The sequence below is a fragment of the Bacillus sp. FSL L8-0099 genome (genome assembly GCF_038006385.1).
In the GTDB taxonomy this organism is placed as follows: Bacteria; Bacillota; Bacilli; order Bacillales; family Bacillaceae_G; genus Bacillus_A; species Bacillus_A toyonensis.
Map to the genome: position 1 here is coordinate 3371934 of NZ_JBBOVC010000001.1, position 15609 is coordinate 3387542.

Genomic DNA, 15609 nt, shown 5'->3' on the forward strand with positions numbered 1-15609 from the left:
CTGCTTTAAAAATGTAATGACTACAAAAAACCAATTTAAGGAAATAAATCCTATATTGACTATATCACACTTTAGTAAAATATAAATATCATATTTCCTTTTACTAAAAACCCCCTATTCTTTCATATATTTCGATACAAAAAACTTTCTCAACATAAAATTAGAATTTTCAGTTTTTATTCTTATGAAAATCAATTATAATAAAGTTAATAAATGTTTGACCTCTCCTAATTCATGTACATATGGATGATCAGTAGTCGCTGCTACTGATCTATTTTTTTGATTTCAGAAAGCAAATATGCTGCATCCTTTCCTACACCACAAATAAGTGCAGAACCCCTTTGAGATTGCCACGGCAATCCGATATAATACAATCCTTTTACTGGACTTATTCCCTTTATATGATTAGGAAATCCTTTCTCATTCACTGCTTGTTCAATTTCAATCCAATTATAATTTTGAACAAAACCAGTTGACCATATAACGCTTTCTGCACTATATGTTTCACCGTTCTGAAACATAATGTTATTTTCTGATGCACTTACTACTTTTTCCTGTAGTTGTATTGCTCCATTACGAATGAGTTCCTTACCTTCAAATCCAAAAATAGGATCCTTTCTCTTTTGAAACCATTTCCCCCTCTTTGTATTTACTTCGGCGTACAATAAACCCAATTCTTCTAACCAATTGAAAATACTTTTTCTAAAAAGATGTAACGGTAAATACGTTAAAGGATGACTAATAGACATTGTAACTTCATGAGTCTTTGCAAGTTCTACTGCAATTTGCATTCCCGAATTCCCTCCACCTACTACTAGTACTTTTCCCTTAGGAATTTGTGATGGTGATTTATATTGTGATGAATGTATTTGATAAACATGCGATGAAAGATGTTGTGAAAATGAGGGGATGTACGGTTGCTGAAAACCACCTGATGCGATAATAACTTTTTTCGATTGTAAAACTTCTGTCGGAGTGTGTAATTCAAATATTTCTTCCTCCTTCCTTATTTTTAAAACTTCCGTTTGTAATTGTACCGGTAGTTGAAAATACTGTGCATATTCTTCTAAATACATTGCAATTTCATCTTTATGTGGAAATTCATTCTTTTCTCCTTTTAATATCATCCCTGGTAAACTGCTATATTCCCTTGGTGTGAAGAGCTGCAAAGAATCATATCGATTTCTCCATGAATCACCAATCCGGTTTCCTGACTCAAGTAGTAAAAAATTATATCCTTCTTGCTTCAAGTAGTACCCCATTGTTAATCCAGCTTGACCAGCTCCGACGATAATTGCATCTAACATCCTTTTCCTCCTTCTCATTTCACATGAATATATGCTCATTTGTTCATGTGTTTTATCATACGATTTATTTTTCAATAATTCAATCTGTTTAACAAAATGAAAAAGAGCAGTTCACTACTTTATGAACTACTCTTCATTCCATTTATTTAATACGTAATTACACTGCACAATCTCTGAAAAATTTATATATTAATCCCTTCCGGTTCTACCATCTCTCCTCATAAAATACGATTCTATTTGAAAACGGATCAATTACAGTTAATTCGATTGTATCCCAAGGTGTTTTTTCTATATTTGGCTTCGAATAAGCATATTCTTTATTCAATAATATAGAATGATAATCCTCTACATTATCTATTTTGACGCGAATCGCACCGCCTGGCGAAGCATCTCCATGATGTTCTGATAAATGCATTACAGCATCATGTAACGAAATTTGTATATATAATGGCATATGTTCCTCATAACGATGTTCCCAATCCATTTTAAATCCTAAAAAATCCAAATAAAATAGCTTTGCTTTTTCAACATCAAAAACTCTAAATATAGGTGTAATCATTTATAATCCTCTCCTACTTATAAACATCTGCCGCCAATTCCCTCAATACATCCACATTCACTACTTCAAAACAACCATTGTTCTTTTTTATAACCTCTTTATCACAAAAAATATTTAATGTGCGCAATAAATGCCGATAACTCGTTCCTAACAATTCAGCTGTTTCCGTTAAATTCCCACTAAATACAATTCGATTTCCGTGCTGCACTGCTCGTTCCCCTGCTACTAACATGTAACTTGCAAGTCTGTTTTCAAGTGGATATAGTAAATTAATTGTACTATTTTTTGAAAGTCGATTTAACTTATGTGCTAACGATCCGCAAATACATCGTAAAAATTTCGCATCATGAAATAGTTGATTTCTCACTTTCCCTAAAGGCAAACCAACACAATATGAATCTGCCATCACTTGTACGTTTGAAGCAGTCTTTTTAGAATGAATTAACTCAACATCCCCTAGCAGCTGCAAACTATCATAAAAGCATAACAATACAGATTTCCCGTTACTTAACGTATTAAACGCTTTCGCTTTTCCTTCAACAAAAAAATATAAATAATCTATCTCTTCATTTTCTCTACAAATAAACTCATTCTTTTTAAAAAATATAAGTTCCATATACGGTTTCATATCATTACTAAAAAATGAGTCAATATTATTTTGTATCATATACTCTGCTAATTTAATTGAATTACATACTTTCTTCATAGTTCCCCCGCCTTTACAACTCATCCCCATTGTAATCAAAATTTTCTTCTTCCACTATGACATATGTCATAGTAATACACAATTTCAGCATGATACAGTCATTACAAATATGAAAATTAAAGGGGATATTACATTGTATAACTTTCTTTCTGTCTTTATTGGTGTGCTCATCGCCGTTATGCTTCCACTGAACGGGATTTTATCTGAGTTAATTGGCAAGTACACAGCAAGCGTTGTCATTCACCTTGTCGGTTTAATTGCAGTTATTTTCGTTTTAATCATAAACAAAAATAAAATTCGTTTCGATAAAGGCATTCCACTTTTTCTATATAGTGCTGGAGCGATTGGGGTATTCACTGTTCTTTTTAATAATATAAGTTTCTCCGTCCTTGGTGCCTCTATTACGATCGCATTAAGTTTACTTGGTCAATCCATTGCTTCCATCGTTATTGATCATTTCGGCTTATTAGGAATGAAAGTTGCAAAGTTTGAAAAGAAAAAACTAATTGGATTATGTTTCATCTCTTCCGGAATTATAATCATGACAATTTATTAATGGAGGCAAGAAAATGTTATATATTACAATCGCTATTTTAGCTGGTGTTTCTATCGTTGTTGCTAGAATTATTAACGCGAATTTAGCAGCGAAAATTGGAAATTGGGAAGGCACGTTTTTTAATTATATTACTGGATTATTTTTCTCTACATTATTTTTAATTTTCAGTTCAGATTCATTATATATTCCAATGCAGACGTTACAATCTATTCCTATCGCTGTTTACTTAGGCGGATTAGTAGGCGTTATCGTCATTTCATTATCGAACTATATTACTCCTAAAATATCAGCATTTTATTTAACGTTACTCATCTTTATTGGACAATTATTTGCGGGGACTAGCATTGATTTCATCTTGTCCCACGAACTCTCAATGGGCAAAGTTATCGGTGGCATTTTCGTACTAATTGGTCTCACTTACAATTTACTCGTAGATCGCCCTGTTAAAACTGTGCAGAATAACCAAGTTCAACTATAATACTTTACGCTTCCCTATCATATATTAATAGAAACGCTCTTCATACGAAGTAATAGAGAGGAGAATATTCTATTAAGAAAATCATTTTACTGCTCGGTAGTGCATTGATTATTTTTGGAATCGTATGGTTTTTCAACTCTGGTAAATCTATTCAAGATTTCTATACAGCAAATAAACCAAAGAAGAAAGCTACTATCATTTCAACTCAAAGGGACCCAAATGAGCCCCCTGTCTTTTTAGGAAAACAGGAAATAAAAGATATACATGTCGAGTCAATTAAAACAAAAAAGGATATCTTTCTTACAAAAACAGATGAAGTAAAAACGTTTATTAACAGTATGGATACCGCCAAAAAAGGAAAATTAACATTAGATGAAGAAGGATCAGATTTAATAGATTGTGATATGTGGATTACTTTCGAAGATGGAACTTATAAAAAATATTTCATATGGGTAGTTGACCATCATAGTAACGAAGTGATGATTGCTCGGCAAGATACTCCTGATGATGTAAACCTTACGTACTATCAATTAAATGAAGGTAGTTCAAAAAAGGTTTATAACTTATTTAAAAAAATTATTTAAACAAAAAAGTCATGAGCACGTAAGCTCATGACTTTTTGCACTATATATATTCCGGGAACACTTTACAGCTCTTTTCCTGCTCTATATCATGTCCAAAGAAAACAATTGGGTTCTCTTTCCTAACAATTTCTTTTAAACGCTTAATTGAAGATAAAGCTAATTCCGAATCCCCCCCCGCGAACGGCACTTCATCTTCAAAATTCTCTTTCGTATACGATGCATCGATCGTTAATAACACTGGGCCAGAGTTTTCCGTCTCAATGAATAGTGACTGATGTCCTGGTGTATGTCCTGGTGTATACAATAATTGAACACCTGGTACGACTTCATAATCCCCTTCAATGATTTTGTAGTTTAAATTCGGCAATATACATTCTTTCAAATATTCTTCACTATGTTGTGCCGTCTCATATTCAGCACGCTGCACAATAATCGGTGTATTTGTAAAAGCACCATTTCCCCCTGCATGATCAAAATGCAAGTGAGAACTAATAATATAAAGAAGGTCTTCCGGCTCATAACCAACGCGTTTTAAAATATTTACGATCCTATCTTCTTCAGTCATTTTCGGTAAAATCTGCCCTTCAACAAATGTACCGTCAAATAAATTTTCATTATTAACCGCACTTTCTGGCATACCTGTATCTACTAAAATTGGCCCTTCTTCTGTCTCCAATAAATAACACCATACTGGTAAGTTTAATAAATTCCCCGGTGTGAGCGTACTATTAACAGAAGAATGATCTAACATACAACGACCAGCTGGCACGAAATAAAGCTTCTTTACCGTCATTATGTATCCACCTTTACATTTCGTTTTGAATAAAACAATACAGTAAAAAATTCTACTTTTTAGAAATAAACTCCTTCTACTCTTTCATTCCAGCATACAAAAAAATGTACTTTTTACATAACAGCATTTCACCATCTATAATAAAGGAGTAAATGATTCTTACTTTAATGGAGGGACTACAAATGAAAGCAATTGGTTTACATGAATACTTACCTATTGAAGAAGAAAACAGTTTAATTGATATTGAAGTTGAAAGACCTGTTGCCGTAGGAAGAGATATACTTGTTAAAATTAACGCGATTTCCGTTAATCCAGTTGATGCAAAAGTTCGCTCTCCGAAAGATAAAAAAGAAGATGTAGCGAAAATACTTGGCTGGGATGCTAGTGGTGTTGTCGTACAAACTGGCGAAAGTTGTACGTTATTTAAAGAAGGCGATGAAGTGTTTTACGCTGGAAGTATTACGAGACAAGGTACATATAGTGAATACCACCTAGTTGATGAAAGAATCGTTGGTAAAAAACCTAAAACTTTAAGTGATACTGAATCTGCAGCAATTCCTTTAACAGCTATTACGGCGTGGGAAGGTTTATTCGAGCGTTTAGGCATTAATTACGCTAAGAAAAGCGAAAATACATTTAAAAACATTTTAATTATCGGCGGAGCTGGTGGTGTCGGTTCAATCGCAATTCAGCTTGCGAAATGGGCTGGATTAAATGTAATCGCAACTGCGTCTCGCGATGAAACGATAGCATGGGTGAAAAACTTTGGAGCTGACCATACAATTAACCATCATAAACCTTTAAAAGAGCAACTACAAAGCCTTGGATTCAACGATGTAGATTATATTTTCTGCTTAAATAATACAGATCAGCATTGGCATGGTATAGGTGAAGTAATTAAACCACAAGGTAAAATTTGCTCTATCGTAGAAAATGAACATCCTCTTGAAATGGGCATTCTAAAAAGTAAAAGTGCGACCTTTGTTTGGGAGTTTATGTTCACAAAGCCGATGTATGAAACTGGTGATATGATTACGCAGCATGAACTATTAAATAAAGTGAGCGAATTATTAGATGAAGGTATGTTAAAGACCACTTTACATGAAACATTAGCACCAATTAACGCTGAAAACTTAAAGAAAGCACATGGACTACTTGAAAGCGGGCACACCATTGGAAAAATCGTATTAGAGAAATTTTAATCATGATAGTGACAGATAGTATGTGAAATTATATCAACGATTTTTCCAATATATCTATCACAAATCAAATTATATCAATAATTCGACAAGATATATCGATTTATCGACAAATAACAACAATAAGAAAAGGCTGTTCCAGATGAACAGCCTCTTCTTTATTTACTTGAAATCTCTTGATCATTTTGAGTATCTAATGGCGCTCGCTTCCCTATTCCGAAAGCATAGAAACTAATTGTAACGATAGCTAAGAAAACAATACCTACAACTAGTGAGATACGAGTATCATCGTTAAACCACATTCCGATTAATACCATAATTAAAAAGGCAATCGTTAAATAGTTTGTAACAGGAGCAAATGGCATTTTGAACGGATGATCTTTCATCTCTGCCCCTTTTTCTTTTCTAAAACGAATTTGACTAATTAAAATGACGAACCATGGTACCATACCTGGAAGTACACTCGCACTATACACATATACGAATAAGTTTTTTGGCGCAATATAACTTAAAACTACACCAACCGCTAAACCAATTATTACACCAACTGTACCAAATAATGGAACACCGTTACTAGAAATTTTCGTAAAGTATTTCGGTGCTTGTCCATTTACACCTAACGTATACAGCATACGTCCAGCACTATAAATACCACTATTACAACCAGACATCGCCGCTGTAATAACAACGAAGTTAATAAGTCCAGCAGCTGCCGTAATACCAACCTTCGCAAAAGTTGCCACGAACGGACTACCAATTGTACTTAATTGATCCCACGGATACACAGTTACAATAACGAAAATAGCACCAATATAGAATATTAAAATACGCCAAATTGTACTTTGAATCGCTCTTGTAAGTGTCTTCTTCGGATCTTTCGCTTCACCAGCAGTAATCCCAATTAATTCCACGCCTTGATATGCTCCAACTACAAGTGATAATGCAAAGAAGAATCCTGAAAAACCACCTGTAAAGAAACCGCCATTTGACCAAAGATTAGATATGCCAATCGCTTCTCCGCCGTTACCAATTCCGAAGAAAATAAGGCCAAATCCAGCAATAATCATTAATAAAATTGTAACGATTTTAATCATCGCAAACCAAAATTCAAATTCACCAAATGACTTAACAGAAATTAAGTTAGCTGCACCAAGAATAACCATTGCAATCACACCTGGTATCCAAGCCGGTAGACCTGGGAACCAATATTGCATATACGCTCCAACTGCGATAATCTCTGACATCCCAACGATAACCCACTGGAACCAGTTACTCCACGCTGTCATATAACCAGCTAACGGGTGAATATACTTATGACCGAACGTCGCAAATGAACCTGTACTTGGTTCCATATACAACATTTCTCCCATGGCACGCATGATGAAGAAGATAAAAATACCTGCAATTGCATAGGCAAGCATTACTGACGGACCTGTCCACTTAATCGTGCTAGCTGAACCCATAAACAAACCAACACCAATTGTTCCGCCTAAAGCAATCATTTGAATATGACGTGCTTCTAAACCTCTTTTCAATTCTTTGTTTGCCACTTCACTTCCCCCTCTTAGATGATTCATAGCCGCATTTTAAAACAAGATGCTTTCCCCTAATTCCTTTTGGCCTGAAAATGATGAAGCAAACGTCATTTTACACTAGCTTTAAAGCTATCCTAAAATCGTTTTTTGCCTCTTACAAAATTCTCAAAACCTTTCATCTTCCAATATTCTATAAATCTTAAAATTACTTATTTTATATTAATTCATTTATCTGAAAAATTCAATTATTTTTTCAATAAATTAATATGCATAATGATGTTTAATTTTTAACTGAATTAGCAATAAAATACATCTATTCAAAATGGTGCCGATATGAATATTATTACAATATAAATAACCGAGGAGAGCAGTTCTCCCTCGGTTTCATATATCATATAACTCAATATTTATAGTTGCTAACGTATTTTAAAAGAATTTCATTCCTATTGCTACTACCATTTTCAAAATTTATTTTCATACTTTTTAAACACTCTATTAACATCTCAAACAAGAATATAATATATTAGTAAAGTTACATACCATATACACCCTTAGCAAGGATCTCCTTATCAAAGCGAACAAATTTACTCTGTACTTCCATTCCAGCTGCTTCATATACGCGAGGTGCGCCTGTAATATTTTCAGAATCTACATTCAGTTGAACTTTTAAAGTCCCTTCTTCGTACAATTGACTAAATGCATGGTTTAATAGTGATAATCCTAACCCTTGTTTCCGCTTAGAACATCTTACACCTAGATGCGTAATTTCAGCTTTATTATCAGTACCCTTTTTACTAAATATAAAACCAACTACCTCATCCCCAGCCATTGCTAGTGACCATAATGTAGGATGAAACCCATCTCTTTCAGTACGTTGCAAAAACTCTTCTAACGTAGAAGGTTGCGAATTCCAGTGCTCCGCAAAGGCTTCATTAAAAGCTTGATGTAATCTCCCATCATCCACACCCGGTATGTAATGTCGCACTGTAACCCCATTTGGCCATATTGGTGATGGAACATTCCCCTGCAATTCAATCCCCATCCTCCACCAAATACGAGTTGGAATAAAACCAGCTTCTTCTAACATTTTTTCCTCATAGAAATTATTTGCTTGTGTTACAATCGTGCCATTCGAGCAAGACGAATTACTAACAAGCTCCTTAGCCCACCCTTCAAGCTTTGACCATATTATTTGTTCAATATCTTGATTCATATAATTAGAATGAATAAGTACAGCAGATGGAAACTGTCTTTCACTCCCTATCAAAATACCATAAGCAATTATTTCTTCTTCTTTCATAACAACGTAAGAACTTTTACTAACATCAATACCTTTCCATGAGTTCGTAATATCCTCTACCGTTGTATCAACTTCACCGTAAATGGCTTGATCATAAATTGTACATAGTTTTAAAATTTGTTGTAAATCTTCTTGTGTAGTTGCTTTAACATTTAGACCGTTCATATTGTACCTTCTTTCTTTTTAATTAACTTAATTTCAAAACTATTCTAATGATTTATTAAAAAATAATAAAAAAGAGCCTCATTTTCCAATGAGACTCTTTTCCTAATACATAATTAAACTGCTTTTTCAACTCGTTTACCAACAATAAACACCTTAGTAAACACCAACATGATAGCTACAATAGCTAGAAAATAAAGTGGCATCACCAGTAACGAGTCCGTATGAAGTTGACTCATTCCCCAAATTGTCACCGTCACTATTATATAGTACCCTAAGCTAAACAATGCTCCAGCTGTACCAATGACATCTTGAAAATCTACTAATGCTAAACTTAAACAGTTAGGTAATGCTACCCCAATTCCTAATAGCAATATAAACATCGCTACTAAAAATCCAATCATATATATTATGTTTGGATTTGATCCAACTGAAGTAATAATAGATAAAGCGACTGCTCCACCTGTCATTACAAAACAACCGATATATATAATTTTCTCTGGTTTATAAGTGGTAAGTAACCGCTTTGAAACTTTCGCTCCAATAATAGAAGCGGAAGCAACAACAATTCCTAGAAATCCGTACATACTAGGCGATAACTGAAAGTATTCAATAAAAATAAACGGCGCTTCTGCATAATAGCTAAATAACACGCCATTCGCTCCTCCAATTAATAGCCCATATGTTACTACTTTCGGATTTTTAATCAACCGTTTTAAAACAGAAAACACATTTATCTTATCCGTTACTGCACCCGTTTTTGTTTCTGGAAGAGAAACAAACGTATACAGCAAAATTCCGATACTCATAACTACTAAACTTAAAAATACTATTTTAAATCCAAACATTTGATCAAGAAAACCACCAATTAACGGTCCTATTGCTGGTGTAAAAGCAATGACTGCCGAAATTTGAGCAAACATAACGTGACGTTTATGCCCTTCTACACTTTCACGAAGAATCGTTTGCGTCACAACTGATCCTGCACTTGCTCCAAACGCCTGAATAAAACGACTTAACAATAAAAATTCAATGGAACTTGCAATAAAGCATAAGAAGCTCCCCGCGCCATATATGACAATTCCAAGTAACATCGCCGGGCGACGACCAATTATATCGGATAACCATCCAATAAAAAATACACCTAAAGCAAATCCAGCAAAATAAACACTAAGCGTTAACTGCACCTCATTATTACTTACATGTAACGCCTTTGAAATGTCTGGTAAAGACGGTGTATAAATTGTTTCACTAATTTGCGGAAATGCTACAAGAATAATCATTAACCAAAGTGATGGTACTGAGACTTTTTTCATTTTTCATACCCTCCTATAACTTTGAAAATCTCAGAAATAAAAAGACTTTCCTAAGCTACGGAACAGGAGGGGCCATTATAGAAATCCGATCATAAAACAACAAAGAAAACACCTCAATTACGTATGTTAATACTTATAGGAGGGTAATATTAACATTGATTTTTAAATATACTTTTTCAATTATATTACATATTATCTCTACTTTTCTAGTGTTGATGCCTTGATTATTTGTTAGAAGATTATCATTTTTATATTATCTGAAAACTAATTCATTTCGAAAAACAGTAAAAAGAGCTGATTCAAAATATAGTTTAAGTCAGCTCTTTTCTCTCTTTTTTAGTACTCTTATGCTGATCTATTTTGTTTTTCTCGTGTTGCAAATTGTTTTTCACTACGATTCCCCATAAATCTAAAACATAAAGATAGGTGCAATCAGAGAAAATTTAACAAAAATAATTTATGAAGCATTTGAAGATAAACTTTTATCTGGGATAAGACCTTTCCGTTAAATATAGCGTTTATAAAAGGGATTAGCCGCACATAAGACGAGCGCCTAAAATACAATTCTGTTAGAAAATTTTGCACTATATTCTCTTTTATTTTATTTATGATAGCTGATTAATAACACATTCTAAAAATTTGTCTACCTTTTCTTTTGATGTCTCCGGCGCATGATAACCAATCGTAAATGTAAGTCTTCCATTATAAGTGCTTGCTCCCATTGAAAAGAATGGTGCATACATAATGGGTGATGTCATATACCCGTCCTCAGCTTGAATTTCACCAAACTGAATAAGTTCATCAGCGATCACCCCGAAATTTGTCATTAATGGCAACGCTATCCCCATCTGTACAGCCTGCTCGTATTGCTGATTATACATTTCCTTCACCGTAGATAGCTTCATACCTGCCAGTATCTCCATTCCTGCCGCTGAAGAAAGACCTGGATTTTGGCCCTTTATTTTATCCATTGATTGTTTAACTCGAACAAGAGTCTGATTAAATGATTCATCATCTTCCATTTTAATCACTGGCATTTCCATTCCGGATAAGTTGCAAATAGCACCAGTCGTATAATTAGGCAGATATCGACGTAAATCAATTGTCAAACCGATCATTTTTTCTGCGGTGCGAGGTTCTGCATACACAGTGAAATGTGATAAAGCACGGAAGTATGCAGTCATGATTACATCATTCAAGGTAGCCTGTTGTGCTTTTGTCCATTTGGTTAGACATAGTGTTTGCTCACGGCTCAACCGCCCTACAGACATTTTTGGGGATTTATTTTTGTTGGGTTGAGATGGAAAAGACCATAACGATGCCTGCTGTTCTTGGTTAGGACGATACGCACTTTTTACGTCCGATATTCCAGCATATTTGAATACATGTGATTGATCTCGAAAACTCTCATTTCCTTCACCAAATTCCTTTATAATTTGATCCTTAGATCCTCCTAAGGAAAGGTGCGTATAAATTGCTCCAAGCAAATTAATATACTCCTTGACTCCTGCACCATCTGAACATAGATGAGATAATTTCACAACTAACATATCTGTTGTAGTGCCTCGTAATAATTTTGTTTGAACCATAGGCCCCTGAATACGATCACCAGGTTCCTTAATAAAATCTATTGCCATTATTTCAAGTTCTTGATCATTTCCTTCTGCAAAAAAGCAAATAGATGAGTTAGTGCCAGATGAATGTTCCTCCCAGTAAGGAGTATCATTTTCTACAAATCGACTATTCAAAACTGGCTGCAATTGTAATGTTATCCTTACTGATTGTTCAAGTATTTCCTTTGATAGACCTACAGGAAAATAAAGAACCGCATTAATTTGTTGATCTGCAGAATAAAGACCTAATAAATAATTCATTCGATCTTGAGGTGTTACTGAATACTTTCCTTGTTCCATAATTTTGTCCCCCTTTTAAGATTTTTTGTATAACCTTATGCTCCATCTAGTTGTAACTTTTCTAGTCATTTTTCTTCAAGGGCTAATACTGCTTATTTTTCGAATTTTTTCACGAAAGCACCTTTTCCATACTGCTTCCATTCCTTTTGCAGCTCTTTGTAGGTGATATACCCATTATTTTATTGTTATCGATATCCCCCATCTTTTAATAAAATCAAACAAAAATATCTTTGGTCTATGCATATACAAACACAATATAATAACGTTTATAAATTATCAATAAAACAAATAAATCATTTTTTATATCTGTTAATAAAAAACAATAATATAATACGTTTATGGATTACTTCATAAACAACAAACAAGACGCCACCCAAATCGTGGGAGCGCCTAGAATAATGCTACAAACTTAATGAAATCTATTTATCCTCACGTCATTTATTTCTTTGCTTCCATACCCCATTCTCTTTACGATAAGTATTCTTTCCATTCATGAATCCAGCTGTATTACCAGGAATGCTATATTTCTTATTTTTAGCCTTCTTCTTCATCCTCTTCTCTTCTTGAATAGCTTGTAAATCCACCTTCCATTGTTTCAACAAATCCTTTTTACGTCGCATCGAATTTGTACCCCTCAGATTTAAATATAAATCTATTAATCATATTATATAAATTTTATTATTTTCTCAATACAAAAGAGGGCACCCTCGCCCAGGTGCCAAGAGATACATATATATTGAGATAACTAACACGCTAGAAAAGACTTCAACCGAATCAAGGCAACCCCTATTGATAATTGCTATTAATTTAATCATTAACAAATATATCTGGCCCCTTCTTCAACATGTACGAGAAGCCCGAAATAAATACAACACTAAATATAATAATAGAAGACCACATATTAAAATGATATTCTTTACCTGCAACCAAATTATATATGTTATGGACCAAGAAATTAGCACCTATAATAATTCCACCTAACATTGAACTAATTAAAATGCTCATTAAATAAAACTTAAGCTTTTGAAACATTTCCCCTCTACCTCTTTTCTAAAATAAACTTTATTTAGGTTATCCTAGAAAATTATACCATTTAATTTCCGAATGTTATTAAAGCTATATTTTAATTAAGGTTATTTTAAGGAAGGCATCATTTATTCCAATATCTAGTTTGTTCAAATTTTCGTTTAACATGTACCAAATTATGTTTTTCCTTCTAAATAGACCAACAATATATTAAAATACTTTATATATCAAGGAGGTTTATCATGATCAACTTTCATAAAACATTCCCCATCTTAGGATTCTTTTTATTTTTATACAGTTTTATCAGCATCATTTTTTTATTACTATTCCTTAGCGTTTAGTAACAACACGTATAAATATATGTTTAATGTGTAGTTTCTATATTAAAAAAGAAAAAACAATAGTTTTGGATGCTTTTCTAGTTTTATTTTAAGATACCTCTTTGTAATCTGTAATAATTTGCTGACTCTCATCATCATCATTATCAATTTCTTTTCTTAAGTATTCAAAGGTAATTTCGATTTCTTCCTTACTCTCATAATAAACCCCTTTTGTACTTTTAATTTCTGGGTCTAGTTGTTTTCCTCTGTCTTGAAGCGGGTTTATTTCTGCTCTTACGAAAAGGCTTTTTAAAATTTCAAAAGCCAGAAAAAAAGTTTTGGATTACACTCGAATCTTTAATTCTAATCGGAACAGCCTGGATGTTAATAGGACTTTTTATGTAACCTACATAATCAGTAAATCCCCTGAATAAAACTCCATATTCCGTCAACACTGTAGATGACATTAGATTTTTCTCCTTGCTCCCCCTTGGAGATGAGCAGTTAGCTTTTGCTAACTGCTCCTTTATTTATAACAAAAAGTAAGGTAAAAGTTACTCTCATTTTAATTAAACAACTTACTATCAATCCCCCTTCCTTTAAACCCTTGTTGCTAATGTAGTCATTCTTTTCTTATAAATTAAGCTTGCCACTGTTAAGTAATATTTGGTCATTGAGAAAAAATAAAAAGATAATGAATCGCAATTTTTTTACAAATCATCATCTTTTATTTTCCGTATTTTAACATTCTGTAAATGCATTAGCCCCAAAATAACGTACTTTTATAATTTGCCGATGATGAAGCTCATGACCAGCAATAATGTTTGCTAATGCACGAACCGTGACTTCAGAATTGTTCGCAATTCCCCTTTGTAACCAGGCATCTTTATCTAAACTTTTAAGTAAATGCACAGTAGATTGGCGAACAACTGTTAAATTCGTAAGAAGATCTTGCATAGATTGCTTATCAAAAGCTGCTCTAAGAACATACATATCGTCATTATATCCAGGAAGTTCTGCTGTCTCACCTCTTGCTATGGACAGCAAACGATATGCCATAATACGTTCAGTATCTGCAATATGACCGATTACTTCTTTTATACTCCATTTATTAGGAGCATATCGAAAATGTCCCTCACTATCAGAAATATCCTTCAATAAAAGATTCGTTTCCTTCATTTGTTGCTCTAGAATATGTATGATATCTCCATCTGGTACTAATTTTATGTACGTTGAATAGTATGGGTTATATTCATTTGTTCCTGGTCTCTTTTGCATACTTATCCTCCTCAGTATTTCATTTACACCCTACCTCAAAATGTTATCACATTAATCTAATTATTTGAATTACAAAACAAACGGTCTCCACATATGTTCATCAACTTAAGGTAAGCGGTTTGATTCTATTACAAAGTTTTCTACATGAGGCTACAATCTAGAACATGTTTCAACAGATCCATATTGTTCTAGTAGTAATTAAAAATTTTAAAACTAAAAAAGGACTCTATTTATGTAGGTCTGTTTTTCAGTATTTATAATTGATTTGTATCTAAAAATAAACATTCTATACGTATACATGCATAGTATGTTTTATCTAACTGCTATATGCTTTGTGCCAATTATAATATGAAGGACCTAAATACTCTTTTCGTTGACAAATAATGCTCGGTTCTCATAGTATCCATTCCTAATTGGATTTAGTTTATAAAACTCGTTTAGCACATTGTTTCAGTTTTTTTGCAAAAAATAGGTTCGTCCTCCACCTTCATTTAACGCTTGGAGGAAAGCAATTTCCCATTCGTATAATAAAAAGAGGGAGAATTGCCCCTCTTTCGTTTATATTGAGCTATTTTAC

Annotated in this window: 15 protein-coding genes; 4 read left to right on the forward strand and 11 right to left on the reverse strand. The window is 33.4% G+C overall.

All coding sequences use genetic code 11. From position 1 onward, the window contains the following. Positions 1-263: 263 nt before the first annotated feature. The 3 genes from MHH42_RS17030 to MHH42_RS17040 form a co-directional block, all read right to left on the reverse strand. Positions 264-1307 carry a flavin-containing monooxygenase gene (locus MHH42_RS17030; RefSeq protein ID WP_070173562.1) on the reverse strand — a complete coding sequence of 348 codons (1044 nt, stop codon included), beginning with the start codon at positions 1305-1307 and terminating at the stop codon, positions 264-266. A gap of 205 nt (positions 1308-1512) precedes the next feature. After that, positions 1513-1866 carry a glyoxalase superfamily protein gene (locus tag MHH42_RS17035; protein ID WP_000632419.1) on the reverse strand — a complete coding sequence of 118 codons (354 nt, stop codon included), beginning with the start codon at positions 1864-1866 and terminating at the stop codon, positions 1513-1515. Positions 1867-1879: 13 nt separating this feature from the next. Further along, positions 1880-2572: a cyclic nucleotide-binding domain-containing protein gene (locus tag MHH42_RS17040; RefSeq protein WP_340893643.1), complete on the reverse strand. Its 693-nt coding sequence runs from the start codon at positions 2570-2572 to the stop codon at positions 1880-1882. 109 nt (positions 2573-2681) lie between these two features. Here MHH42_RS17040 and MHH42_RS17045 point away from each other — a divergent pair, with 109 nt between their 5' ends. The 3 genes from MHH42_RS17045 to MHH42_RS17055 all read left to right on the forward strand — a co-directional run bounded on the left by MHH42_RS17045 (position 2682) and on the right by MHH42_RS17055 (position 4190). Next, positions 2682-3128: a DMT family transporter gene (locus tag MHH42_RS17045; RefSeq protein WP_044793277.1), complete on the forward strand. Its 447-nt coding sequence runs from the start codon at positions 2682-2684 to the stop codon at positions 3126-3128. 13 nt (positions 3129-3141) lie between these two features. Further along, positions 3142-3606 carry a DMT family transporter gene (locus MHH42_RS17050; protein WP_070173563.1) on the forward strand — a complete coding sequence of 155 codons (465 nt, stop codon included), beginning with the start codon at positions 3142-3144 and terminating at the stop codon, positions 3604-3606. Positions 3607-3695: 89 nt separating this feature from the next. After that, entirely contained in the window at positions 3696-4190 is a 495-nt protein-coding gene (locus MHH42_RS17055; protein ID WP_139138337.1) for a hypothetical protein, read from the forward strand. A 40-nt stretch (positions 4191-4230) separates the two neighbouring features. Here MHH42_RS17055 and aiiA read toward each other — a convergent pair whose 3' ends face one another. Then, entirely contained in the window at positions 4231-4983 is a 753-nt protein-coding gene (gene aiiA / locus MHH42_RS17060; protein WP_070173565.1) for a quorum-quenching N-acyl homoserine lactonase AiiA, read from the reverse strand. A 182-nt stretch (positions 4984-5165) separates the two neighbouring features. On the opposite strand from aiiA, the gene MHH42_RS17065 reads away from it, so the two are divergent. Further along, complete coding sequence (locus MHH42_RS17065) at positions 5166-6185, forward strand: zinc-binding alcohol dehydrogenase family protein (protein WP_016108842.1); 1020 nt, start codon at positions 5166-5168, stop codon at positions 6183-6185. A 155-nt stretch (positions 6186-6340) separates the two neighbouring features. Here MHH42_RS17065 and MHH42_RS17070 read toward each other — a convergent pair whose 3' ends face one another. The 7 genes from MHH42_RS17070 to MHH42_RS17100 all read right to left on the reverse strand — a co-directional run bounded on the left by MHH42_RS17070 (position 6341) and on the right by MHH42_RS17100 (position 15032). Beyond that, entirely contained in the window at positions 6341-7732 is a 1392-nt protein-coding gene (locus tag MHH42_RS17070; protein WP_001284434.1) for an amino acid permease, read from the reverse strand. A 517-nt stretch (positions 7733-8249) separates the two neighbouring features. Further along, positions 8250-9182, reverse strand: coding sequence for a GNAT family N-acetyltransferase (locus tag MHH42_RS17075; RefSeq protein WP_098638152.1), 933 nt, complete (start codon positions 9180-9182; stop codon positions 8250-8252). A gap of 113 nt (positions 9183-9295) precedes the next feature. After that, on the reverse strand, positions 9296-10495 hold the full coding sequence (locus MHH42_RS17080) for a multidrug effflux MFS transporter (RefSeq protein ID WP_340893644.1): 1200 nt from the start codon (positions 10493-10495) through the stop codon (positions 9296-9298). A gap of 605 nt (positions 10496-11100) precedes the next feature. Then, positions 11101-12408 carry a condensation domain-containing protein gene (locus tag MHH42_RS17085; RefSeq protein ID WP_340893645.1) on the reverse strand — a complete coding sequence of 436 codons (1308 nt, stop codon included), beginning with the start codon at positions 12406-12408 and terminating at the stop codon, positions 11101-11103. Positions 12409-12842: 434 nt separating this feature from the next. Then, entirely contained in the window at positions 12843-13028 is a 186-nt protein-coding gene (locus MHH42_RS17090; RefSeq protein WP_001253135.1) for a hypothetical protein, read from the reverse strand. 187 nt (positions 13029-13215) lie between these two features. Continuing rightward, entirely contained in the window at positions 13216-13440 is a 225-nt protein-coding gene (locus MHH42_RS17095) for a hypothetical protein (RefSeq protein WP_000486799.1), read from the reverse strand. 1055 nt (positions 13441-14495) lie between these two features. Then, entirely contained in the window at positions 14496-15032 is a 537-nt protein-coding gene (locus MHH42_RS17100; RefSeq protein WP_001172124.1) for a DinB family protein, read from the reverse strand. Positions 15033-15609: the final 577 nt, after the last annotated feature.

Coding starts and splice junctions, on each gene's coding strand:
- MHH42_RS17095 (WP_000486799.1), bottom strand. CDS start 13,440: ATGTTTCAAAAGCTTAAGTTTTATTTAATGAGCATTTTAATTAGTTCA.
- MHH42_RS17035 (WP_000632419.1), bottom strand. CDS start 1,866: ATGATTACACCTATATTTAGAGTTTTTGATGTTGAAAAAGCAAAGCTA.
- MHH42_RS17090 (WP_001253135.1), bottom strand. CDS start 13,028: ATGCGACGTAAAAAGGATTTGTTGAAACAATGGAAGGTGGATTTACAA.
- MHH42_RS17045 (WP_044793277.1), top strand. CDS start 2,682: ATGAAAATTAAAGGGGATATTACATTGTATAACTTTCTTTCTGTCTTT.
- MHH42_RS17065 (WP_016108842.1), top strand. CDS start 5,166: ATGAAAGCAATTGGTTTACATGAATACTTACCTATTGAAGAAGAAAAC.
- MHH42_RS17085 (WP_340893645.1), bottom strand. CDS start 12,408: ATGGAACAAGGAAAGTATTCAGTAACACCTCAAGATCGAATGAATTAT.
- MHH42_RS17100 (WP_001172124.1), bottom strand. CDS start 15,032: ATGCAAAAGAGACCAGGAACAAATGAATATAACCCATACTATTCAACG.
- MHH42_RS17040 (WP_340893643.1), bottom strand. CDS start 2,572: ATGAAGAAAGTATGTAATTCAATTAAATTAGCAGAGTATATGATACAA.
- MHH42_RS17080 (WP_340893644.1), bottom strand. CDS start 10,495: ATGAAAAAAGTCTCAGTACCATCACTTTGGTTAATGATTATTCTTGTA.
- MHH42_RS17075 (WP_098638152.1), bottom strand. CDS start 9,182: ATGAACGGTCTAAATGTTAAAGCAACTACACAAGAAGATTTACAACAA.
- MHH42_RS17030 (WP_070173562.1), bottom strand. CDS start 1,307: ATGTTAGATGCAATTATCGTCGGAGCTGGTCAAGCTGGATTAACAATG.
- aiiA (WP_070173565.1), bottom strand. CDS start 4,983: ATGACGGTAAAGAAGCTTTATTTCGTGCCAGCTGGTCGTTGTATGTTA.
- MHH42_RS17050 (WP_070173563.1), top strand. CDS start 3,142: ATGTTATATATTACAATCGCTATTTTAGCTGGTGTTTCTATCGTTGTT.